Source organism: Bacillus sp. FAU20, from assembly GCF_056033865.1.
In genome coordinates, this window is the sequence record NZ_JBVYHY010000024.1 from 242,867 (window position 1) to 264,279 (window position 21,413).

A 21,413-nucleotide genomic window follows, 5' to 3' on the forward strand; every position below is an offset into this window, starting at 1 on the left:
TTGTTTTATGACTATTTATATCCTAAAATATGCTCAATCTCATGCAAACTTAATTTACTTGCCTTAGCAATCGTTTCAAGTGGTATACCAAGATCATACATATTTTTAATCATTTGAATTTTCCCCTGTTGAATGCCTTTTTCAAGCCCTTTTTTAATTCCTTGTTCCATTCCTCTTTTTATTCCTTCTGTCTCTGCATGGGCGAATTTTGCTGCTTCATCCATTAAAACTTTCTCCCTTGCGTCATAGGCTTGTCGGAAAGAAGAATCCTGACTCATACGTTCCCATTTATTTATTGCTTTTTGTAAAATAGGGTCTTGGTTCATAGCAATATCCTCCAATAGTTTAGTTAAGTGCTCATCCTCATTTGCTGAAAGCAATAAAAGCCAACGAACAAATGGATCTTTCCACGGATTTACTTTTTCTTCATGCCATTGTTCAGTTAACTTTGGAATTTCTATAATGTGGATTTCTATGTCTTCACTCAGGATTTTTTGTTGTTGTGTATTCCATAATATGCTCGTTGTATGGAAGGCTGGGTGTTCCGAAAACATTACGAAGTTTAGTAAGTTTATGGTGATGGTTTTGTGAAGTGCACTGTAGGACATCCCTTTTTGTAGTTGAGATGTGTATAGTCTTCCCCAATAATATAAACTGCGTTTAACCATATCGTGATTATTATTGAGTTGTATTTCTACATTAACTTTTGTTCCTGTGTTTAATGTCGCTGAAATGTCTAAAATAGATAACTTATCCTCTTCATATTCCCTGTGTAAATGTGGATCTTCTAGTTGTAGAGAAGCAATGGGCGACTCTAAAGACTCTTGTAACATAGCATTTAAAAATGCAATTAGAATATCTTCGCTACCATTCGTACCAAACAATTGTTTAAATGCAAAATCAATGCGTAAATTAACTAACTGTTGGTTGAACAAAGTTTGTCCTCTCCCTTACATGAAGGTGCTTCTTTCCTTCATTGTACATAAAAAGAACTAGAGTATGCAAACTAGTCATTCTACTATTTTTTAGTAATATTATTAGAAAATGAAAGGTAAGTATGTCTATGGTATACTCTAGTGAAATTGTAAATAAGGATGCTAATACGAACTGGGAAAATTGGGTGGAGTTTGATTGTGACTGAAAAAGATGGGAGAAAGAATAATAAATGAAAAGAAGAAGAAAATCTGGAGAAAAAGTACAAATGAGTCGTTTTACACTTGTTTTATGCTACCGAAGTGAAGCACCATATTATTATTACGAGGTAGCGCCCCATGAAAGAGAGGAACGCTTCTATTTAACGTCAGAACTTTGCGTAATGGATGATGAATATTACTTTATTAGAGGTTGTTTAGAGATTCCTATCATTGATTACCACGAAAATTTCATATGGACTGTGTGGGTATCACTTAGTAAAGAAAGTTATGATGAAGTATTAGAAAAGTGGGATGAGAGAGGCCGAGAAAATAGTGATCCTTATTTTGGTTGGTTATCTGTAGAAATACCATTTTATCCAGAAACATTAAATTTAAAAACAAATGTACATATAAGAGAAGTTGGAACGGCACCGTATATTGAATTAGAGCCAACCGAGCATTCTTTAGCGATCGAACAAAGAAATGGAATTACTTTAGAGAGAGTGAAAGAAATACAAGAAATGATTCAACAATATAACTAGATTAGAAGAGAAAAAACGAGTGCTAGCACTCGTTTTTTTTATTACACAACCGCAGGATTATAAATCATCGTAAAGTGTCCTTGCAATAATTCAATTTGACAAGGTGTATGAAGCGAGCTTTCTCCATCTGTATCAACTTCTTTTTCTTCCTCTGTTTCGATATGAATGGATTTCGCTTTTACGTGGAAGATGTCATTTTCATTTGAGTCTTCAAATAGTTTCTTTCCGATGTAATCTTTAAATGCTTGAATACCTGTTGATTTGACTACGAAAATATCAAGTGTTCCGTCATCACATTTTACGTTCGGAATAAAGGATGGAATACCACCAAGATATTCACCGTTTCCAACCATGACAAGAACAGCTTCGTCTTCATATACTTGTCCGTCATAAGTGATTTTAACTGGGAATGTTTCAGCATTTTTTACAGTTCGAATTGTGCTTAAATAGTAACCGATTTTACCAAGCTTTGCTTTTTCTTCTGCATCGATATTGTTTGATACTTCAGATACGAGTCCAATGCCCCAGAAGTTTAAAAAATGTTGTCCATTTGCTTTTGCAACATCAACTGGTTTTACGTGTTCTTTTGTGATAAGTTTTGCTGCTTCTGCAATGTTTTGCGGAACGCCTAGTGTGCGAGAGAAGTCATTGCAAGTTCCGCCTGGAATGATTGCAAGTGTAGGTCTAGTTTCAAGAGGTGCTAAGCCGTTTGTGCATTCAAATACTGTTCCGTCACCACCAAAGACGATAATTAAATCTACTTTACTAGCAAACTCTTGGCAATATTTTGTTGCATCACCTTGTTTTTTCGTATGAAGGATATGTAAGTCAGGAAAAGCTGCGGCAAGAGGTGGTACGATTTTCGTTAAATTTGTATGTAAGTCGCCTTGTCCAGCTTTTGGATTTACGATGAGGAGTACTTTTTCAAATTTTGTTTTTGTCATTTTTCATCTCTCCCTGTTTTTTTTGTAATGGAAAGTAAGGAGCTGTTCCGATGTATTTCAGAACAGCTTTTTCCTATTAATAAGGCGCTAAGATTGTCAGTTATTGTCGGTAAGTCGATATATTTAAAAAATCGCCGATATACATTTTATGTACTATCGATTTTTTAAGTTATATGATTATTCCGTTACAACTGAAGCGATGAATGGTAAGTTACGATATTTTTCTGCACAGTCGATACCGTATCCAACGATGAATTCGTCTGGAATTTGGAAGCCAACATATTCAGCTGTTAAGTCTACTTTACGACGTTCTGGCTTATCAAGTAATGTACAGAACTTGAGTGCCTTTGGTTTATGCATAAAGAAGTGGTCTTTTAGGAAATGAAGTGTTAAACCAGAATCGATAATGTCTTCTACGACAATGACGTTTTTTCCAGTAATGTTTACATCGATATCTTTTAATAGTTTAACTTTTCCAGTTGTTTCTGTTTGATTTCCGTAGCTAGATGCAGAAATAAAGTCGATTGTTACATCGTTTTTAATGTGACGAATTAAATCAGCAGCAAATACGAAAGATCCTTTTAATACAGCAATGACTACGATTTCTTCTCCTTCAAAGTCACTTTCGATTTGAAGTGCTAGTTCTTTTACTTTTTCTTGTAATTGTTCTTCAGAAATTAAAGTGTCTTTTATTTCAATATTCATTGGAGTCCTCCTACAGTGTAAAACTTGTGAACATTTCGACTGTAAAGGATAGAAAGAAAAAAGTCAAAGGAGATAGTAATTTTTTACAAAGATAACGACAAAATCATCTGATGATATGATATAATAAGCATATTAAGAAAACGCTTCCATAAAGGGTGAATATGATGAAGAAGAAACAGTACACAAGTGTAACATTTATAAAAGCATTACTTTTAACAATTGTTCTTGGCCTGTTGGCTTACGTAATTGATGTACCTGCGATTCGTATTTCATTAATTGGAATGACTTTAGTGTTAGGAGCAATTTCGCACGGTATGATGTCGCAGCTAAAAGAAGCTGGACTTGATGATATGAGAGATCATATAGATAAAAAGTAAGAAACCTTCATTATATAGAGTGAAGGTTTTTTTGTTTCTTACAAAAATGTAAGGTAGTTGTAAGGCAAATCGATAGTTGCATAAGAGCATTTTGGATAAACTATGGGTGTAAGGTAAAAGGCAAGCATATTTTAGGTAAATTAAGTTTTAGGCACTCTATATGTGAAAAAGGAGTAGGAGGGCATGGAGAAACGTTGGACGACCTTTTCTTTTTTAGCAACTAGCAACACCGTAATGCTAGCTGGCGAGATGGATTTTTTGCACTTGTTTGATCAAGAAGATGATCATTCTTCTTCTAAATTTACAATGAAATGGAATAAATGGAGCGAAAGTTGTAGGTTTGAAGAAGAGGCCCCTAACGAAGAGCAAAAGATTATTTTGACAAACCCTATTAAAGCGTGGGTTGTTCAACGTCGTAAGTGTAACGTCAAAAATCACTTAAAGAAAACTGAGCCGAGACAATTAGTTATCGCTCCGGCCTGTTCTACTTCTACATCACGCGAAAGTAATATGTAAATATTGAGACACACACCCGAAAAAACATCGTATATATTGCGATGTTTTTTTATTTCTCTACAATGAAATCTTTAAATGAAATATATTTCATCTGCATCTTAAATTTATATCTCTTGTTTATTCTAGTGATACATCCGATGCGAAGTGATGTAAAACGTATAAGAGGAGAGAAATAAAATGAAAAAGAAACTATTACCAATTTGTGTGATGGCACTTTTAACAGTAGGATATTCTTCAGTAGCAAGTGCTTCAACTGGAACATTGACAAAGGAAGAAGCAGCGCAAATACAGCAAGATATAGCAAAAAAAGAAGCAGCGATTCAGGCGCAGCAAAAAAATGATACAGAGAAAAAACAAGCGGCGCAAGCGCAAGAGAAGAATGAAGTAGCGAAAAAGCAAGCGGCACAAGTACAAGAAAAAGAAAAAAGTAATATGGCTAAAGAAGTAGTAGCGCCACAAGTGAAAGAAAAGGAAGCTATTGCAAAAAAAGAAGCTGGAGAGAAATTACCAAACACAGCATCTAATAATGTAGCAATGATGGGACTAAGCGCATGTCTTGTAGCACTAGGTACATTATTTGGTTTGAATCGTCGGAATAAAGTTAAGGCATAAATCAAATATTGTCCTATAAAGAATGGCATAATTTCATATATTAAAAATGGTAGGTTATTCCTACCATTTTTTGCATGGAGGGATGAAACATGAAGATACTCAATTATATCGGTATCATATTGATGGCTATAGGGCTATTTATGGGAGCATATTACGCTGTCGAATGGTATAAAGGAAAAAGCTCTGCTCAACAATTAACAAAAAAAGAACTAAAGAGCCTTGAAAATATACAAGATAATGAACTTTCTTCCGAAACACCTGTAACTTCCCAAGTGCCTTCTTCTCAAACAGAACATAAAGAAGGAGAAAAGGTAGCGATGTTAAACATACCAAAAATAGGGAAGAAGTTTTCTATATATTGGGGAGCGGATGATACGACTTTGAAAAAAGGAGTGGGTATGTTCGTTAGTGATTTAACGACAACGCCATCTGGAGGTGGACATACTGTTTTGAGTGGACACCGGGATACTGTATTTACCGATTTAGGGGAGTTAAAAGAAAAAGATACGCTTGTTTTAGAGTATGATAATAAAATTTACACATATGAAATTCAAAAGACGTGGATTACCCACGCGGATGATCGTACTGTTATTATAAAAAAAGAAGAACCGGTATTAACACTGACGACTTGCTATCCATTTGATTATATAGGGGATGCACCAGATAGATATATTATCGAGGCGAAGTTAACGGCTAGTTATTCAAAATGAAGTGATAGTTTCTGAAAACGGAAGGGGATACATAAGTTATGTCAAAAAACATTTTAATTGTGGAAGATGAAGATATTTTGCGTGAAATATTAAAAGATTATTTTTTGAGTGAGCAATATGTAGTGTTTGAAGCAAGAGATGGAAAAGAAGCTTTAGTTGTATTTGAGCAAGAAAAGGTGGATTTAGTTATTTTAGACATTATGTTGCCAGAACTCGATGGATGGTCTGTTTGCCGAAGGATTAGGAAGACGTCCGAGGTGCCTATTATTATGCTGACGGCGCGCGTAGATGAAGACGATACGTTACTTGGTTTTGAACTTGGAGCAGATGACTATGTGACGAAGCCGTATAGTCCGCCAATTTTATTAGCAAGAGCGAAACGATTATTAGAAAGTAGAAAAGCATCGAAGAAACCTTTAGAGAACGAAGATGATACGTTATCGATTCATGGCATCCATGTCCATTTTCCGTCGCGTACTGTTACTGTTGATGAGGCAGATGTTAGTTTAACGCATACGGAGTTTGAAATATTGGTGTATTTCATGAAAAATCAAGGAATAGTTTTAACGCGAGAGCAACTCATTTCAAGAATTTGGGGATACGAATTTGCCGGTGATGACCGAACCGTTAATAGCCATATTCGTAATTTGCGAAATAAATTAGGAGAGAAAGCAAAGTACATTACAACTGTAGTACGAACAGGTTATAAATTTGAGGGGAATGTATGAGAAAAGGAATTGTACTAAAATTATTTACCCTCACAACAGCATTATGCATGTTAATTTTAGTGACGATATTTATTGGACAAACGATATTTTTTAAACAATATTATGCGAATCGAAAAGTAGAAGATATTAAAGTGAACTTAAATTCCTTTGAGAAGAGTTATTTGAATTATGTAGGAAATGCAGAAGAAATTAAGCGACTGGAGCAAGACTTTTTAAGAGAAAATAATACGTGGATTACGACATTAGATCAGAATGGGAATTTAAAACATGCGGATGATTTTTATTTTGAGGTAACGATAGATCGTAGGCAACAAAAGAGCTTTGGACAACAAATATTCAAAATTCCTTTATACAATCTCATCAATATAGAGGAGATTGATAATAAATCATCAAATGCATTTTTAGGACAAGAAATTTATTTTTCTGGCGTGAAAAAAGATGATAATTATATTCCATTCTCTTTCACGTTAGGCAAGCAAAATTTAAGTGGATCTAATAAACCGTTAGAAAAAGCGTTTCAGGAGAAAATGAAATTAAATGAGGAGAAAAAGAGAGCAGCCGAAGAACAACTTGCTAAGGAAAAGAAACCAGCTGTCCAGAAAGAATCTGCTCAAGAATTAGATGCTTATATAGGTGGGCGTGTTACGAAAGTTCAGCTTCCTGATGTAACAGGTCCTATAAATCAAATTTATAAAAATAGCATCTTTTTAGATAACATAAAAGAATTTCAAACGGATTTATTATTAAAAGAGAGCAAGCATATACAATATGCAATACAAACAATGGACTATGAAAAGAATGATATAAAATATAAATTATTAATTAAGCCGATAAAAGAAAAAGGTGGATCAGTAACATATATTTATGCGATGGCTTCTTTACAGCCCGTAGATGAGGCTGTACAAATGGTGCAAGATTATTATATCTATATCATTGCATTTGTAGTCGTTCTTATTTTTTTAGCTTCGTTCTATTACTCAAAACAAATTGCAAAGCCATTATTGAAAATAAATGATACAACGAAGAAAATAGCGCATTTAGACTTCACAGAAAAAATACCGATTACTTCAAAAGATGAAATTGGGGATTTATCAAAAAATATTAATGTGCTATCAAATAAACTCCATTCGCATATTGGACAGTTAGAAGAAGATATTGAAAAGGAAAGAAAGTTAGAAAAGACGCGAAAAGAATTCATTTCTGGTGTTTCACATGAATTAAAAACACCGCTAAGTATTATGAAAAGCTGTATTTCTATTTTAAAAGACGGGGTAGCTGAACATAAAAAAGAGTATTATTTTCAGGCAATGGAGAGAGAAGTAGACAAAATGGATACGTTAATTTTGGATATGCTTGAGCTAGCTAAATTTGAATCTGGTACATATAAAATGAAAAAGGATTCGTTTTATATTGATACAGTAATTGAAGATATATGTGAACATCTATCTGTGGAAATAGAGAAAAAAGAACTTCATGTTCATAAAAATATATGTTCATTTGAAGTGATTGCAAATCAAGGCCGGATTGAACAAGTCATCGTGAACTTTATTACGAATGCCATACGCTACACACCAAATAAAGAGGATATTATTATTTCTACAATAGATGAGAAGGATCGTATAAAAGTGTGTATTGAAAATAAAGGTACTCACATTGAAGAAGAACAATTAGATAAAATTTGGGATCGTTTTTATCGCGTGGATACAGCTCGTCAGCGTTCACAAGGTGGGACGGGGCTTGGGCTTGCCATTTCAAAGAACATTTTAGAACTACATGATGCTGAATATGGGGTAAAAAATACAGAAAATGGTGTGTTATTTTACTTCTATTTACCGAAAAAAGCGTAGATCATATTATCTACGTTTTTTTAATTTATTTTCATATTATCTTTACCTAATCTTTATTTTTAATCAGTATAATTTGTTTAGAATATGAGGTTATGTAAGGAGTCGATGAACCGTGCATAGCAATTGGCTAAGTATAATGGTATTTATTTTCTTTTGCGCATTTATTGTATTTTTAATTGATATTACGATATGAAAAAAGAGCGCTCATTAAGCGCCCTTTTTGTTTGCATTTATTTGATAAGCATTGATGCTTTTGAATAATCGTGGTGAAGTAAGGAATAAAAATATAAGTAAAACTGTACATAAAATAAAAGAACCGAGCATTGTACTGCCGTTTACGATTAATGAATATAACACAGCTGATTGACCTTTCGGTGCATATTGTCCCCAGAAAATAATGCCAGCAATAAAGTGGCAGAAATAGCGAGCAAAGCTACCGATAAATGTAGCAAGGATAATATAAGCAAGGACTTTCTTACCCTGGTTTTGTTTTGATGAAGGTTTGTCTTTACGGCTACCTAAATTTGATTGTTCTAAGCTATTTTCATTAGATGTTAAAAGTGCTTTTTGAATTGGACAATAGAATAAGCCAGCAAATCCAATAAAAGCAAAGGCAAAGAAGTACTCAATGAATGCTTGAACAGGTGTTAAAATGTAAGCATCTCCCACGACAATTTGTAATAGTCCCCAAACTAAACCGCCTAAGAAAGCTGATTTAAAGCCCCAGCGGTAAGCAATAATAAAAATAGGAATCATAGCAAATGAAATGGAACCGCCTGTTGGAAGTTTAATTGATAATGGTAAAATGTCGATGATCATGGCGAAGGCTGCAAGAATAGCAGATTCGATCATCGCTTGTAAATTGGTGTTACGCATGTTGTCTCCCCCTAAATCCAAGTTGTACAAAAAAGAATAGATATCATAGGAGGATACGAAATACGTAAATAAAAAAGAGGTATGTATTTCGGACGTTTGCACAATCCCTGCGTTAGCATTAACTAACAGGTTCGAAGGGTCGGAACGAAGTGTTCCCTCTCAGCGGCATGGCTCCCCCTGTGATAACGAAATTCTTTATTTGTTATTGTTTATTGTAAGCGAAATGGATGAGAATGGCAAACGAATCTATTATGACAATAATTGAAATAAAATTGTAGAGAAATGTTAATAAATATGAAGTCAAAGGGTATAGTGCTCAAGAAATAGAGTGTGCTATAATTCTTTTGAAAATAATTATCATTCTCTTCGGAGGGGGAAGGTTATGAGCTTAGTAGATATTAAAATTGGTGAGAAAGTGTTAGTAAAAAGTATTCAGTCGTTAGATCAGTTACTAAAGAGAAGACTGGCTGCTTTTGGTCTTTCTGAAGGAAGCGAACTTCGCATGAAGCAAAAAGCGATGTTCAAAGGTCCTTGTACATTGGAGTGTCGTGGACAGTTAATTAGTATTCGTCATTGTGACGCGAAAATGATAAAGGTGGAATTAGCGTGAATAAGGTAGCTTTGCTAGGGAATCCAAATACAGGGAAAACATCATTATTTAATGCACTTACTGGTTCTTATGAGTATGTAGGAAACTGGAGCGGTGTAACAGTAGAAAAGAAGGTTGGTAAATTAAAAGATAAGCAAGGAACATTAATTGATTTACCAGGCGTCTATGATTTAAATCCAGTTTCACGCGATGAAGGTGTTGTAACAAACTTTCTATTAACAGAAGAATTTCAGCATATGTTAAATATTGTGGATTCTTCGCAGTTTGAACGAAATATGCATTTAACGTTGCAATTACTTGAATTTGGTAAGCCCGTTTCAATTGGTTTAAATATGATTGATGTGGCGAAGCAAAGAGGCATTGTAATTGATGTTAAACGATTATCAGAACTATTAGGTGTAACAGTCGTTCCTGTCGTTGCAAGAAGCGGAAAAGGTTGTGAAGAACTACTTGCGACGCTTAAAGAAAATGACAAAAATGCGAAAAAGCCATTCATTATTTCATATGGTGTACGAATGGATGAAGGAATTGGAGGAGTAATTTCTCTTTTAGAGAAAGCGAATTACGAGCATCCGAGATGGTTAGCTCTTCAATTTTTAAGCAATAACGAAGTAGTAGAAAAAGAGATGAAAGCATTACCAATTTATAAGGAACTTGCAGCCATTCGATCTCGCTTAGAAGAAAAACTTGATTGTACGTTGGAAGAGCACATTTACAAAACTCGTGAAGCGTATATTGAAAAGTTAAAAACAAATGTTATGAAGCATGAGAAAGAAGGGAAAATTCCTTTTTCAGAAAAAATTGATAGATTAATTACACATAAAATTTTAGGACTTCCAATCTTTTTAGCAGTTATGTTTTTTATTTTTCAGGTTACGTTTACGTGGATTGGTACACCTTTATCGGATATGTTAGATGAGTTTTTTGGTGGCCAGCTTACGGATTGGGTGACAGCTGGACTTACAAGTGTTGGAGCTTCTGATTTTATTCAAGCACTCGTTACAGAAGGTATTATTGCCGGTGTTGGTGCGGTATTAGTATTCGTTCCACAAATCTTTGCACTATTCTTTTTCATTTCATTATTAGAAGACTCAGGATATATGGCGCGAATTGCAGTTGTTATGGATAGAATTATGGAGTTCTTCGGTTTAAATGGAAAAGCATTCATTCCGATGATTATCGGTTTTGGATGTAATGTTCCAGGTATTATGGCAGCGAGAACGATTGAACAAGAAAAAGAACGTTTACTTACAGTTCTTGTAACACCATTTATGTCTTGTTCGGCACGTTTACCTGTATACGCATTATTTGCGGGAGTATTCTTCCCTCATAGTCAGGCAACTGTTGTGTTTTCTTTATATGTTGCAGGTATTGTTCTTGCATTATTAGTTACAAAAATTATGTCTCTTACCATTTTAAAAGCGGAAAAGTCTATTTTCGTCATTGAACTACCTCCTTACCGCGTGCCACAAGCGAAAACGTTATGGCTAAGCACGTGGGAGAAAGGTAAGGGATTTGTTCGTAAAGCAGGTACATTCATCTTCGGTGGTTCTGTTGTCATTTGGTTATTAAACTACGCAGGTCCATCAGGATTTGGTGTGGATATGGGAGACAGTTACTTAGCGATGATTGGTGGATTTATCGCACCACTATTTGCACCGCTCGGCTTTGGAACGTGGCAAGCTGCAGCATCTCTTTTAACAGGATTTTTAGCGAAAGAAGTTGTCGTTTCTACAATGGCAATTATTTATGCGGTGAAAGAAGATGTGCTTGGAAATGTAATGGGAGCACATTATACTGCGTTATCAGCATATGCATTTATGTTCTTTATTTTATTATATGTTCCGTGTTTAGCGACAGTAGCTGTTATTAAACGTGAAACAGGATCAGCGAAATGGACGATTTTCTCAGTCGTTTATCCGCTCGTAGTTGCTTACGTATTAACGCTCATTATATACCAAGTCGGATCCTTACTCGGATTCTAGAAGGAGATGTATTGTGATGATGGTCAATATTATAATTGGAGCTATCATTTTTGGTTATGCAGCATACACGTTAGTTCATTTTGTAAAGAGAAGTAAAAAAGGAAAATGCGCGGCATGTTCTTTAAATAAGTCATGTCAGTCGCAAACTTGTAGTCCGGATATGGAGCAAATTGCTCATAATAAATAGAAAAAAGCTTTGCGAATTTCGCAAAGCTTTTTTATTACTTCTTAATTTTTACAAGTTGTGATGATTCTACACCATTCTTTCCAGGGAATTCTTTACTTGGGTCTTTATCAAATTTTAATACACCTACAGATTTTTCTTCACCTTTTACATTTCCGTATGTTGCATCATCAACAACCGCGAACATGTCGGCATATGCACGGCCACTACCGATAATTGTATTGCCTTCGTATTTTAATTTTGCCCCATCAAGTGTAGCATTTTCTACTTTTTCTTTTGCGAATAATACACCTTGTTCTGTTGTTACAGCTGGTAATTTATCAAGTGGCTTCGTGTCGTCTTTTGCATCCACTTTGCTAAGTAACTCTTTCTTCACAAGTTCTTCACCAGTTTTCTTATCCATGACAAGAACTTTTTTACCGTCTAATGTTGTCATTTTCATTTTATAGAAGTCTTTTTCTTTCACTTCTTTTTTATTTTTATCTGCAATTTGTGTTACTTGATCTTCTGTTCCGTACAGTACAAATCCGTTTGCTTTTTCTCCTAATAAAGAACAACCTGATAATGCTCCGAATGAAATTGCTGCTGCTAATCCGATTCCTACTAATTTTTTCATGATGATTTCTCCTTTTTAATATTTTATAGTAAATACAATTTTTGTATTAGTTTTGAAATGATGAGAAGCTTGTTTGTTGCTTCTGGTATTAGTGTATAAGAAATATGGAAACGTAACTATCGAGTTAGCTTACAGTAATATTACACTTATGTAATTTAGTGAAATTGCAAAAAAGTAAGTTAATTTTAAAGGGAGATAATGAGAATATATTAGAAATACAATATTGCATCTAGAATGTCATATTATAATGGATGTATTTTGGAAATAACATGTAAGTACATCTTCATTTTGTTATAATAAACACATAGCTGTAAAAATTACTATTCTTTACTGTTAAGGAAGATTTTTATTTTTCCAAGTAGTGAATTTAAAATATGAGGTATATCATAGGAGGAATTTAGATGTCTGTATTTAAACGATTACGAGATTTAACAATGTCGAATGTGTATTCATTAATTGAAAAAGCGGAAGATCCAGTTAAGATGACGGATCAATATTTACGCGATATGCAAGCTGATGTACAAGAAGCTGAGAAAAGTGTAGCAGCTCAAATTGCGCTTGAGAAGAAATTCAAAATCTTATTTGAAGAGCAAGAAGCACTTGTGAAAAAACGTGAAGAACAAGCTCATATGGCTGTTCAAGCTAGTAACTTAGATCTTGCGCGCCGTGCACTAGAAGAAAAACAAAATGCAGAGCAAAAGATGAATGAGTATAAAGCAAGCTATGAGCAAAACAAAGCTGCTGCTGATAATCTGCGCCTGAAGCTAGAAGAAATGCGTAAGCAATTAAATGAACTGAAAAATAAACGTGAGACACTTGTAGCACGTGTAAATGCGGCGAAAGCACAAAAGAATATTAATCAGGCGATGTCTGGATTTGATTCAAACTCAGCAAAAGCTGGTTTAAGCCGTATGGAAGAGAAAGCTCTTCAATTAGAGGCTGAAGCAGAAGCAAGCGGTGAAGTGTACAAAAAAGAAAAATCATTAGATGATGAATTCGCAAGCTTAAATAAAAATTCTGCTGTTGACGATGAATTAGCTCGTATTATGAAGCAGTATGAGAAATAATATAGAATAGAGACAAATGAACCGACATGTCTAAATATATTCATGTCGGTTTTCTATTACCCCGCAATTTGCGGGCAGTAAGACACCCACCTCTACTTTTGGTGAAAACAGAGAGGTGGGTGGGAGATCTACTGCCCATAAATGCCCGATTGGTGAGGGCTAATAATCAGTGGGGAATAAACACTTCCCCACCCATTAAAGTTTCACTTTATATTTAGAGGAGGTTTTGCAATGACATGGATGAATGTAGTTGCCATGCTTGTATGGACTGGAGCGAGTGCAGTACTTTTATTTGCAATTATGTGGGTTGATTCAATTTTTACAAAATACAATGATTTAAAAGAAATCAAAAATGGAAATACAGCTGTAACAACTCGTTTTATTATGAAATTATTTGCGCAAGGGTACATTTTATCCCAATCGATAACGAAAGCAAATGATTTATGGCAAGCACTTCTTGCATCAGCAGTTTCTTTCGTTATTTTATTAGTGGTAGAAATGTTTATCGAATTCGTATTAAAGAAAATGTCTGGTCTTGATTTAGAAGAGGGTACGAAAGAAGGTAGCGTTGCACATGCGATGCTAGCCGGATCATTACATATTGTTGGTGCACTAATTTTAGGTGCGTGTTTATAAATAGAAAAGGAGGGGTAGATCATGAGTTTATTTAAACGAATTAAAAATATAATGAAAAGCCCAGAGCCACCGAAGCCGGAAAAGAGTCTTTTAACGTTAGCTCCTGGCGATATGATTGAAGTTTCATTAGTTATGTATGAATTAATTGGGAAAACGAGTATGCATTCTCGTAAAGAAATTGTTTTGACACTGCAAGACGGGAAAGATATTCGTTATTTAAAAATTGAAGACCGTGAAAATACGTATTACAAATTATATACTCCAATTGATGGTCGCTTAGATTCAATTGATGAAATTCCGACGACAATTGAAATGGATGATACCGAGTACCATATGGAAGAACAATATAACGGACGTGTTGTTGTGATGGGAAAAACTCCATTCTCAGCTTCAGAAGAACAGTATATATGGGAATTCCAATCAGATAATCGAAAATTATTGCGTATTGAATGGCAAAATGGTCGCACAATGATGTATGAGGGAGAAGCAATCATTCCTGCTGATGTACAAATTATAAGAGCAACGTAAGGGGGCGTAATCATGTCAAACCGATTGTTTACCATGATTAAATCGTTTGTGATCCCTATACTTGCTATCGTTATATTACTTGTTGTTGCTGGTTATGCCTTATCAGGTTGTCAAGGCGGGCAGACAAAGTCGATTCAAGACCGTTATCCACTTGAATCTGTTGCCAAGGAAGGTAAACAAGAATCTTACGTGTATAGGGCCGCCAATCGGTCGGTTCCTGAAGTAGCGAAGGAACTCATTAACGAAAGAGAACCGAAGCAAGCATCTAAAGAAGACGAAAATCAAATGTTCCTCGTTTATTCTGATAAGATTTATAACCTGCAAAAGGATAAAGAGAAACCATCTGATACGTTAATTGAAATAAGTAATAAAGAATTTGTCCGTCAAAATTACCAACCGTCCTTCTTGCAAGGGTATATTATGGGAAGTATATTAAATGATATATTTGGTTCACGAAAATCATCGTACGGTGATTACCGTGGGTATAATGACAGACAAAATCATAAACCGGTTATTCCAGAGAGACCGCCTACGAAAGAAGAAAAGAAAACCCCTCCTCCAATTACGAAGGAAGGAAAAGGGTCTATCATTAAGCGAGGCGATCATGTAGATTCGAAACCTTCCGTAGGAGATACAGGAAGTATTACTAAAAAAGGAAGTAGTACGCCTCCGCCTCCTACTGGAAGCAAAGGGAAAATAACGAAAAATCCAGGTGGTTCAAGCGGATCAGATGTGAAGCCAAAATCATCTATTAAAATCCCGCCAAGGAATACATCTCCTCCGAAAACGAGGGTCGGTGGTTCAGGAAAGATTACGAAGAGAAGATAGTGTAGAGACCGAAAAGTGTGAGTTGCTTTTTGGTCTTTTTTCTTGTTATGGGAATTAATTCCTTATTATTAGTGCGATTTAGGCATAAGGGGGGAGAGTAAAAATATATCAGCGATTATTGAAATATATCGACTTACCGACAAAAACTGACAACGATAGCAACTTAATAATAAAAAGAGGGTGTGCCAAAATTTTGGCATACCCTCTTTTATATAACGATTAATGAATATCACGTTTCTTGAAATTACCGCCTTTTACTTCTGCTACATCATAAACTGTAATAAAAGCGTGTGGATCGATTTCATTAATAAGTTCTTTCATTTTACTTTCTTCTAAACGGTTAATTACACAAGAAATTTCTTTGAACTTCTCTCTTGAATAACCACCGTATACTTCGTTATATGTTGCACTTCGGCCTAAACGATCGCGAATTGTTTCTACCATTAATTCAGGCTCTTTTGTAATGATTTTAAATGCTTTTGAACCACTTAAACCAACTTCAACGATATGAATCACTTTCGAAGCGATAAAGTAAGCAATTGCCGAAAGGATAGCTCCTTGAAGGCCGAATACCGTTGATACGAAAATAAATACGAACATGTTTAAGAATAAAATAAGGTCACTCGTTCCAAATGGTAACTTACGAGAAAGCAATACAGCAAGCATATCGATTCCATCTAATGCCCCACCGTTACGTAATGCTAGTCCCATACCAAAACCGATGATAATACCACCAACAACTGTAACTAATAATGTATCACCTTCAATAATAGCTGGTATTCCGTGCATGACAACGGTACCTACTGCTAATGAAGCAATTCCGATAATAGAATAAATCGCAAAGCTTTTACCGATTTGCTTATACCCTAACCAAACGAAAGGAATGTTAATAACTGCGATTAGAGCTCCTAATGGCAATCCAAATAATCTTGAACTAACGATACTTAAACCAGTTACACCACCGTCTGATACGTTATTTGGAATTAATACCGCTTCTAATCCGTACGCTGTGATAAATGCCCCAATAATAATCATCAAAGCTTTTGAAGCAATTTTTAGCTTATTGGGCTTGTTTTTGATAATTTTCTCCATATAATTTCCTCGTTTCAAACTAGTTTCTTATTTGTTACGTTATTCACACCTAAATTTCATTTTAACATTTAATTTGAAAAAATTCTCCTTTAATGGATGTATGCAGGGAATATTATCACCATATTATCTTTAAAATATTTTTGAAATGAGTATAAGAAATCCCATCCTTTCAAAGGATGGGATACTATTAAGAAAATATAAAACTAAGTACTGATATGAATAAAGCGAAACCTAAAATAGTTCCACATATTTTCATATGACGCTTACGTCCCATTACGACAATTGCAACATATTCACGAATCATTGCGTTAGGCCAGTAATAAAATGCAGTTTTTGACCCGATTCCTTGGCTATTAAGACCAGCTTGTCTAGCGTATATACCAGCGCGGAAAAGGTGGAAATTATTCGTTGTAAAAATACTTTTATATTTACCTTCAGGTTTTAAAGAATCCATAATTTCTTTAGAGAACAACATATTTTGATATGTGTTTACAGAGCGATTTTCTTGTACTGTATGTTCAAGCGGAATTCCTTTTTCAACAGCATAATTTTGCATTGCTTCTGCTTCTGGAAGGCCTTCATCTGGACCTTGACCACCAGAGAAAATAATTGTTGGTGGTGTATTCACAGCGGCTTGTTTCCAATAGAAGTCGATAGCTTTATTAATGCGGCTTGCAAGTAATGGTGGTACTTTATCATTAATTAAGCCGCTACCAAGAACGATAATGAAATCTTGATTACGTCTTGGTCTGTTGAATTGGTATAAAAAATATGCGCTTAAGAAGTTAGATAAGTGTATAAAGAAATAGAAGCTTATAAGAGAAATAGCTGCAAAAATAGGCTCTAAATGCGATGAAACTAAACTTGCTGGGTTTATGATAGGGAGCGTTATAAAGAATAAAATCCCTAAAGCAGCAATTAAAGTTAAAGAGTTTGTGAAACGCCTTCCTTCACGTTGCATTAAAATTTTTGCATTAAGAAAAAGTCCGAACATTAAAGCGACTATAGCAAAAGGTATCATTACAAGTAGTGCTAACATGGGGATGATAACGATAAAATGTAAATCGTTATTACCAGACTCAAATGAGGCTATAGCGCAAAATAATAGAAATGAACAGATAAAGGCATTAAATAAAAAGCCGTTTATTATTTTTCGCGGATCTTTTAAATACGAGATAAGAAAAATAATAAACAGTATAAGAGGAATAATTCCAAAATACATCATAAATATAGTACACCTCAACTTGTATAAGAATTTGACATACCTTTTATATTACATGATTTTATAATTGAAAATGAAAGAAAAAGGATTTTGAATTTTCTCAATAAAATATATAGATACGTATGTTACAATATATTCAAAGCGATATATTAAAAGTAAAATGGTTGAAAAGGCACTCAGTAGAGTGCTTTTTCTTTTTGTATGCAATTGTGCATATTATATTTTTTTTCAAAGGCAGAGGATTACAATATAAGTTGTAGACAGACTTTATAAAGCAGAATTTAATACAAACATTTCCCTCTACTTTTTGTATCTAACAATCATATAACAATAAATAATTCTGTTTTATAGTGTCTGTTTTTGAAAGTTGTCTTTTTTGAAGGCACCTTTTTTTATTAGTATAGATAGTTTTCACTGTTAGCATAGTGTAAACTATCTATACTAAACATTAGCAATCTTCCGTATAAACATTATCAATTTACTATATATTCCAGTGGTGTTAATCTACATATGAAAGGCTTTCTTTTTCAAAATATTACCCCTAATAAAATTTTGAAGAAGTCAACTGTCTCCAAACTTGTCTTTATGCTTAAAGAAAAAGCACTCAAATTGAGTGCTTTTTCTTATTAAAACATGCTATTTTTCTAGGCGATTTTCATAAAATAAAAGTAAAGAAATGAAAGTGGGTGACAAAATGCCGGCAGTTGTGGAAGGTGTTATTATTGAAAATTGCAATGGAACAATTAATGTAGGTGACAAATATAACGTACAGCCGATTGAAAAGACGAAGGCTTATAATGGATCGGGATCATCAAATACAGGAATGAAAGTACAAACATTTAGCGGGATTAGTACAGCTGATGTATGGGATAATGATGCGAATGATCAGGGAATACAGTTTACTTTATAGTGTGATATGCAAAGTTGCATAAAATGATGAACTTGTCCTGTGCTACAATCTAGCTGTGAGCTGTTAATGATTCTTCTGTAGTATAGTTGTTAGATTAGAAATATAACATCTTATCGAAAATCATACGTATAAAAAAGACACTTCAAATGAAGTGTCTTTTTTTACCTTAGTGATACCCTTTAGCAGAGTCTTTATGAATTTTATTTTTAAAGATACTGTAGCTCCAAAGCTGATATCCAATAACGATTGGTACCATGACCATTGCAACGAAGAACATAATTTTTAAGTTTAATTGACTACCAGCTGCGTTGTATAACGTTGTACTGTATGCATCGTTAATACGAGATGGTAACATTCTTGGGAACATACCTGCAAAGCCAGTTGTCATAAACATTGCGATTGTTAGGCAAATGAATGTGAATGCAAGGCCAATTTTATGTTTGTACACCATAATAAGTGCGAGTACACTCATTAACATTGCAAGTACTGGAAGAATGAATAGTACCGGATATTCCGTAAAGTTTTGGAATAAGTTTGTCCGATTAGCAGTTGCTACATAGAAGATAGCTAAAATGATAGCAGCTGCCATTGAAAACGGTCTTGCGATTTTATAAGCACGATCAGATACTTCACCAGTCGTTTTAATCATGACCCAAAGGGCACCGGATACGACAAATATAGCAGTGAAGAAAAGACCACCTAATATACCGTAATGGTTTAATAAGCTAAGCAAATTTCCTTCATAGCCATTTTTTCCGATTTGTAGTCCATAATACAAGTTAGCGAATGTAACACCGAATAAGAAGGCGATTAGGAAACTGCCAATTGCAAATGCCCATTTACAAGTTTTTTGCCAAATTGGTGAATCATCTTTATGCATGAATTCTAGTCCAGCGGCACGAGCAAACAGTGCAAGTAATACTAAGAATAATGGTGTATATAAATAGCTAAACATATTAGCATATGTGACTGGGAAGGCAGCAAATGTTGCGCCACCAGCTGTAATCAACCATACTTCATTACCGCCCCAGAACGGGCCAATTGCTTCTTGTAATTGATTTCGTTCTTGTCGGTCTTTCGTAACGAAGGGAAAAATCATTCCGTTACCAAGTGCATACCCGTCAAGAATGAAGTAAACTGTCCAAATCACGCCCCATAAACCGAACCAGATGATTGCAAGCATATCATGAGACATGGGCTACACCTCCCTCAGTAGCAGGTTCTTCTAATGCTGCAGGTCCTTTTTTCGCGAACTTCAGCATTAAGTATACGTCTGCGATTAAAAGTAAAGTGTAGAACAAAATTAAACTAATTAATGAGAACCAAATTTGTGGAACTGATATAGGCGATACAGATTCCGCTGTACGCATTAGTTTATATACTGTCCATGGTTGACGACCTACTTCAGCGACAATCCATCCTGCATTAATCGCAATATAAGGAAGTAAGACAGACCATATTGTAATTTTTAAATAGCGTTTTGAGTTTTCTAGTTTTCCTTTTCGGTTTAAATAGAAGCCGTACCAAGTTAATGCCATAAAGAACATACCAAGTGCAACCATTAAGCGGAAGCTATAATACACGAGGTTAACATTTGGACGTTCATCTTTCGGAATATCTTTTAAACCGACAATTGCGCCATCAAATGAGTTTGTATAGAAGAAGCTTCCGAGTTTTGGAATCGTAAGGAATTCCAAGTTCTTTTCATTTTTCACATCAGGAATTTGAACAATTGAGAAGCCTTGTCCTTTTCCAGTTTCCCAAACTGCTTCCATCGCAGCTCCTTTTGCGGGTTGATATTTAGCTGCTGATACACCAGATTGATGTCCCATAAACGGTGTAATTGTTGCGGCGAATAAGCCTAACATTAAACCAAACTTAAATGATTTTTTGAAGAATTCTACTTCATTTTTACGTAATAAGTGATAGGCACTAATTGCCATAACGAAGAAAGAACCTACGATATAACAACCAACTACAGTATGAAAGAACATATTCCAAGCGTATGGATTCGTAACGAGTGCCCAGAAATCATTTAATTCAGCGCGACCGTTACGTACTACATAGCCAACAGGGTTTTGCATAAAACCATTTGCTGTAATAATCCAAAGGGCGGAAATATTTGTTCCAAGTGCAACCATCCACATACAGAAGGCACGAAACTTTGGTGAAATTTTGTCTTTACCGAATAACCATATTCCCATGAAAGTAGATTCTAAGAAGAAGGCAACAAGTGCTTCGATTGCGAGAGGTGATCCGAAAATATCTCCCATATATTTGGAGTACTCAGACCAGTTTGTTCCAAATTGGAATTCCATCGTAATCCCGGTTATAATCCCCATTACGAAGTTAATTGTAAATAATTTACCCCAGAAATTTGCCATTTTGCGGTATGTTGGATTCAATGTGCGGGCGTATTGAGTCTCCATACATGCTACCAAAATAACAAGTCCGATTGTCAAAGGTACAAATAAAAAGTGATAAAAAATAGTAATTGCAAATTGAAAACGACTCAGTAACAGAACGTCGGACATAATAAATATTCACTCCTTTTTTACATTATCTACAATCAGTTTATAGTGAAAATACGTTTAAAGTATGTGAGACTTGTTACAAAGCTGTGTGTATATTTTGAAAGAATTATGTCGATTATCTGAAAATATCTTATTTTTACTATAAAGCGATATCCTTTTTGAGTTTTTCATATTTTGGTACACTATATAAGTAATGTAAATGAGAGAAAAG

Annotated in this window: 24 protein-coding genes and 1 riboswitch; of the genes, 15 read left to right on the plus strand and 9 right to left on the minus strand. The window is 34.7% G+C overall.

Annotation, left to right across the window (positions count from 1 at the left end; translation table 11 throughout):
- Positions 1–11: 11 nt before the first annotated feature.
- Positions 12–935 (minus strand): Rpn family recombination-promoting nuclease/putative transposase, encoded by a 924-nt coding sequence (locus AC0OM3_RS21665; RefSeq protein ID WP_474212995.1) that lies wholly within the window; start codon positions 933–935, stop codon positions 12–14.
- Positions 936–1,165: 230 nt separating this feature from the next.
- Here AC0OM3_RS21665 and AC0OM3_RS21670 point away from each other — a divergent pair, with 230 nt between their 5' ends.
- Positions 1,166–1,675, plus strand: coding sequence for a DUF2199 domain-containing protein (locus AC0OM3_RS21670; RefSeq protein WP_208906270.1), 510 nt, complete (start codon positions 1,166–1,168; stop codon positions 1,673–1,675).
- A 41-nt stretch (positions 1,676–1,716) separates the two neighbouring features.
- On the opposite strand, the gene AC0OM3_RS21675 is transcribed toward AC0OM3_RS21670, so the two are convergent.
- Both AC0OM3_RS21675 and hpt read right to left on the minus strand, forming a co-directional pair.
- The gene (locus tag AC0OM3_RS21675; protein WP_000167907.1) at positions 1,717–2,619 is read right to left on the minus strand and encodes a diacylglycerol/lipid kinase family protein; all 903 of its coding nucleotides are present in this window, start codon (positions 2,617–2,619) and stop codon (positions 1,717–1,719) included.
- A 177-nt stretch (positions 2,620–2,796) separates the two neighbouring features.
- Complete coding sequence (hpt, locus tag AC0OM3_RS21680) at positions 2,797–3,324, minus strand: hypoxanthine phosphoribosyltransferase (protein ID WP_001019309.1); 528 nt, start codon at positions 3,322–3,324, stop codon at positions 2,797–2,799.
- A 161-nt stretch (positions 3,325–3,485) separates the two neighbouring features.
- On the opposite strand from hpt, the gene AC0OM3_RS21685 reads away from it, so the two are divergent.
- From AC0OM3_RS21685 to AC0OM3_RS21710, 6 genes are all read left to right on the plus strand, one after another.
- Complete coding sequence (locus tag AC0OM3_RS21685; RefSeq protein WP_002001286.1) at positions 3,486–3,701, plus strand: hypothetical protein; 216 nt, start codon at positions 3,486–3,488, stop codon at positions 3,699–3,701.
- A gap of 183 nt (positions 3,702–3,884) precedes the next feature.
- Positions 3,885–4,217, plus strand: a complete 333-nt coding sequence (locus tag AC0OM3_RS21690) for a hypothetical protein (protein ID WP_000415590.1) — start codon at positions 3,885–3,887, stop codon at positions 4,215–4,217.
- Positions 4,218–4,394: 177 nt separating this feature from the next.
- The gene (locus tag AC0OM3_RS21695; RefSeq protein WP_474213000.1) at positions 4,395–4,829 is read left to right on the plus strand and encodes an LPXTG cell wall anchor domain-containing protein; all 435 of its coding nucleotides are present in this window, start codon (positions 4,395–4,397) and stop codon (positions 4,827–4,829) included.
- An 89-nt stretch (positions 4,830–4,918) separates the two neighbouring features.
- Positions 4,919–5,539 (plus strand): class D sortase, encoded by a 621-nt coding sequence (locus AC0OM3_RS21700; RefSeq protein ID WP_000698540.1) that lies wholly within the window; start codon positions 4,919–4,921, stop codon positions 5,537–5,539.
- 38 nt (positions 5,540–5,577) lie between these two features.
- A complete protein-coding gene (locus AC0OM3_RS21705; RefSeq protein ID WP_000041865.1) occupies positions 5,578–6,267 on the plus strand; it encodes a response regulator transcription factor in 690 nt (229 codons plus the stop codon).
- The gene (locus AC0OM3_RS21710) at positions 6,264–8,114 is read left to right on the plus strand and encodes a sensor histidine kinase (RefSeq protein ID WP_001225370.1); all 1,851 of its coding nucleotides are present in this window, start codon (positions 6,264–6,266) and stop codon (positions 8,112–8,114) included. Before AC0OM3_RS21705 ends, AC0OM3_RS21710 begins: the two co-directional genes overlap by 4 nt.
- A 207-nt stretch (positions 8,115–8,321) precedes the next feature.
- On the opposite strand, the gene thiT is transcribed toward AC0OM3_RS21710, so the two are convergent.
- Positions 8,322–8,990, minus strand: a complete 669-nt coding sequence (thiT, locus tag AC0OM3_RS21715; protein ID WP_474213003.1) for an energy-coupled thiamine transporter ThiT — start codon at positions 8,988–8,990, stop codon at positions 8,322–8,324.
- A gap of 86 nt (positions 8,991–9,076) precedes the next feature.
- Positions 9,077–9,178, minus strand: a riboswitch (TPP riboswitch).
- Between the two features lie 194 nt (positions 9,179–9,372).
- Between thiT and AC0OM3_RS21720 the strand changes: the two genes are divergently transcribed.
- Genes AC0OM3_RS21720 through AC0OM3_RS21730 form a run of 3 tightly spaced genes read left to right on the plus strand, consistent with a single transcriptional unit; the run spans position 9,373 to position 11,772 of the window.
- The gene (locus AC0OM3_RS21720; protein WP_000060514.1) at positions 9,373–9,600 is read left to right on the plus strand and encodes a FeoA family protein; all 228 of its coding nucleotides are present in this window, start codon (positions 9,373–9,375) and stop codon (positions 9,598–9,600) included.
- Positions 9,597–11,585 (plus strand): ferrous iron transport protein B, encoded by a 1,989-nt coding sequence (gene feoB / locus AC0OM3_RS21725; protein WP_001044824.1) that lies wholly within the window; start codon positions 9,597–9,599, stop codon positions 11,583–11,585. Before AC0OM3_RS21720 ends, feoB begins: the two co-directional genes overlap by 4 nt.
- A gap of 16 nt (positions 11,586–11,601) precedes the next feature.
- Complete coding sequence (locus AC0OM3_RS21730; protein ID WP_000989586.1) at positions 11,602–11,772, plus strand: FeoB-associated Cys-rich membrane protein; 171 nt, start codon at positions 11,602–11,604, stop codon at positions 11,770–11,772.
- 34 nt (positions 11,773–11,806) lie between these two features.
- Here the strand turns inward: AC0OM3_RS21730 and AC0OM3_RS21735 are convergent, their stop codons facing one another.
- The gene (locus AC0OM3_RS21735) at positions 11,807–12,385 is read right to left on the minus strand and encodes a lipoprotein BA_5634 family protein (protein WP_000737480.1); all 579 of its coding nucleotides are present in this window, start codon (positions 12,383–12,385) and stop codon (positions 11,807–11,809) included.
- Between the two features lie 401 nt (positions 12,386–12,786).
- Here AC0OM3_RS21735 and AC0OM3_RS21740 point away from each other — a divergent pair, with 401 nt between their 5' ends.
- The 4 genes from AC0OM3_RS21740 to AC0OM3_RS21755 all read left to right on the plus strand — a co-directional run bounded on the left by AC0OM3_RS21740 (position 12,787) and on the right by AC0OM3_RS21755 (position 15,444).
- Positions 12,787–13,452 (plus strand): PspA/IM30 family protein, encoded by a 666-nt coding sequence (locus AC0OM3_RS21740; protein WP_000110286.1) that lies wholly within the window; start codon positions 12,787–12,789, stop codon positions 13,450–13,452.
- A 231-nt stretch (positions 13,453–13,683) separates the two neighbouring features.
- On the plus strand, positions 13,684–14,088 hold the full coding sequence (locus AC0OM3_RS21745; RefSeq protein WP_000220087.1) for a DUF350 domain-containing protein: 405 nt from the start codon (positions 13,684–13,686) through the stop codon (positions 14,086–14,088).
- A gap of 21 nt (positions 14,089–14,109) precedes the next feature.
- The gene (locus AC0OM3_RS21750) at positions 14,110–14,616 is read left to right on the plus strand and encodes a DUF4178 domain-containing protein (RefSeq protein WP_000051745.1); all 507 of its coding nucleotides are present in this window, start codon (positions 14,110–14,112) and stop codon (positions 14,614–14,616) included.
- Positions 14,617–14,628: 12 nt separating this feature from the next.
- Complete coding sequence (locus tag AC0OM3_RS21755) at positions 14,629–15,444, plus strand: DUF4247 domain-containing protein (protein WP_474213009.1); 816 nt, start codon at positions 14,629–14,631, stop codon at positions 15,442–15,444.
- Between the two features lie 219 nt (positions 15,445–15,663).
- On the opposite strand, the gene AC0OM3_RS21760 is transcribed toward AC0OM3_RS21755, so the two are convergent.
- Both AC0OM3_RS21760 and AC0OM3_RS21765 read right to left on the minus strand, forming a co-directional pair.
- A complete protein-coding gene (locus AC0OM3_RS21760) occupies positions 15,664–16,536 on the minus strand; it encodes a YitT family protein (RefSeq protein WP_000411244.1) in 873 nt (290 codons plus the stop codon).
- 187 nt (positions 16,537–16,723) lie between these two features.
- On the minus strand, positions 16,724–17,758 hold the full coding sequence (locus AC0OM3_RS21765) for a YdcF family protein (RefSeq protein ID WP_139032837.1): 1,035 nt from the start codon (positions 17,756–17,758) through the stop codon (positions 16,724–16,726).
- Positions 17,759–18,434: 676 nt separating this feature from the next.
- Here AC0OM3_RS21765 and AC0OM3_RS21770 point away from each other — a divergent pair.
- A complete protein-coding gene (locus AC0OM3_RS21770) occupies positions 18,435–18,668 on the plus strand; it encodes a spore germination protein (RefSeq protein WP_002001299.1) in 234 nt (77 codons plus the stop codon).
- Between the two features lie 166 nt (positions 18,669–18,834).
- Here AC0OM3_RS21770 and cydB read toward each other — a convergent pair whose 3' ends face one another.
- Together cydB and cydA are read right to left on the minus strand one after the other, a co-directional pair.
- Positions 18,835–19,863, minus strand: coding sequence for a cytochrome d ubiquinol oxidase subunit II (gene cydB / locus AC0OM3_RS21775; protein WP_000017660.1), 1,029 nt, complete (start codon positions 19,861–19,863; stop codon positions 18,835–18,837).
- Positions 19,853–21,202 carry a cytochrome ubiquinol oxidase subunit I gene (gene cydA, locus AC0OM3_RS21780; RefSeq protein ID WP_474213012.1) on the minus strand — a complete coding sequence of 450 codons (1,350 nt, stop codon included), beginning with the start codon at positions 21,200–21,202 and terminating at the stop codon, positions 19,853–19,855. The genes cydB and cydA overlap by 11 nt, the downstream gene beginning before the upstream one ends.
- Positions 21,203–21,413: the final 211 nt, after the last annotated feature.

Coding starts and splice junctions, on each gene's coding strand:
- AC0OM3_RS21670 (WP_208906270.1), top strand. CDS start 1,166: ATGAAAAGAAGAAGAAAATCTGGAGAAAAAGTACAAATGAGTCGTTTT.
- AC0OM3_RS21675 (WP_000167907.1), bottom strand. CDS start 2,619: ATGACAAAAACAAAATTTGAAAAAGTACTCCTCATCGTAAATCCAAAA.
- hpt (WP_001019309.1), bottom strand. CDS start 3,324: ATGAATATTGAAATAAAAGACACTTTAATTTCTGAAGAACAATTACAA.
- AC0OM3_RS21685 (WP_002001286.1), top strand. CDS start 3,486: ATGATGAAGAAGAAACAGTACACAAGTGTAACATTTATAAAAGCATTA.
- AC0OM3_RS21690 (WP_000415590.1), top strand. CDS start 3,885: ATGGAGAAACGTTGGACGACCTTTTCTTTTTTAGCAACTAGCAACACC.
- AC0OM3_RS21695 (WP_474213000.1), top strand. CDS start 4,395: ATGAAAAAGAAACTATTACCAATTTGTGTGATGGCACTTTTAACAGTA.
- AC0OM3_RS21700 (WP_000698540.1), top strand. CDS start 4,919: ATGAAGATACTCAATTATATCGGTATCATATTGATGGCTATAGGGCTA.
- AC0OM3_RS21705 (WP_000041865.1), top strand. CDS start 5,578: ATGTCAAAAAACATTTTAATTGTGGAAGATGAAGATATTTTGCGTGAA.
- AC0OM3_RS21710 (WP_001225370.1), top strand. CDS start 6,264: ATGAGAAAAGGAATTGTACTAAAATTATTTACCCTCACAACAGCATTA.
- thiT (WP_474213003.1), bottom strand. CDS start 8,990: ATGCGTAACACCAATTTACAAGCGATGATCGAATCTGCTATTCTTGCA.
- AC0OM3_RS21720 (WP_000060514.1), top strand. CDS start 9,373: ATGAGCTTAGTAGATATTAAAATTGGTGAGAAAGTGTTAGTAAAAAGT.
- AC0OM3_RS21730 (WP_000989586.1), top strand. CDS start 11,602: ATGATGGTCAATATTATAATTGGAGCTATCATTTTTGGTTATGCAGCA.
- AC0OM3_RS21735 (WP_000737480.1), bottom strand. CDS start 12,385: ATGAAAAAATTAGTAGGAATCGGATTAGCAGCAGCAATTTCATTCGGA.
- AC0OM3_RS21740 (WP_000110286.1), top strand. CDS start 12,787: ATGTCTGTATTTAAACGATTACGAGATTTAACAATGTCGAATGTGTAT.
- AC0OM3_RS21745 (WP_000220087.1), top strand. CDS start 13,684: ATGACATGGATGAATGTAGTTGCCATGCTTGTATGGACTGGAGCGAGT.
- AC0OM3_RS21750 (WP_000051745.1), top strand. CDS start 14,110: ATGAGTTTATTTAAACGAATTAAAAATATAATGAAAAGCCCAGAGCCA.
- AC0OM3_RS21755 (WP_474213009.1), top strand. CDS start 14,629: ATGTCAAACCGATTGTTTACCATGATTAAATCGTTTGTGATCCCTATA.
- AC0OM3_RS21760 (WP_000411244.1), bottom strand. CDS start 16,536: ATGGAGAAAATTATCAAAAACAAGCCCAATAAGCTAAAAATTGCTTCA.
- AC0OM3_RS21765 (WP_139032837.1), bottom strand. CDS start 17,758: ATGTATTTTGGAATTATTCCTCTTATACTGTTTATTATTTTTCTTATC.
- AC0OM3_RS21770 (WP_002001299.1), top strand. CDS start 18,435: ATGAAAGTGGGTGACAAAATGCCGGCAGTTGTGGAAGGTGTTATTATT.
- cydB (WP_000017660.1), bottom strand. CDS start 19,863: ATGTCTCATGATATGCTTGCAATCATCTGGTTCGGTTTATGGGGCGTG.
- cydA (WP_474213012.1), bottom strand. CDS start 21,202: ATGTCCGACGTTCTGTTACTGAGTCGTTTTCAATTTGCAATTACTATT.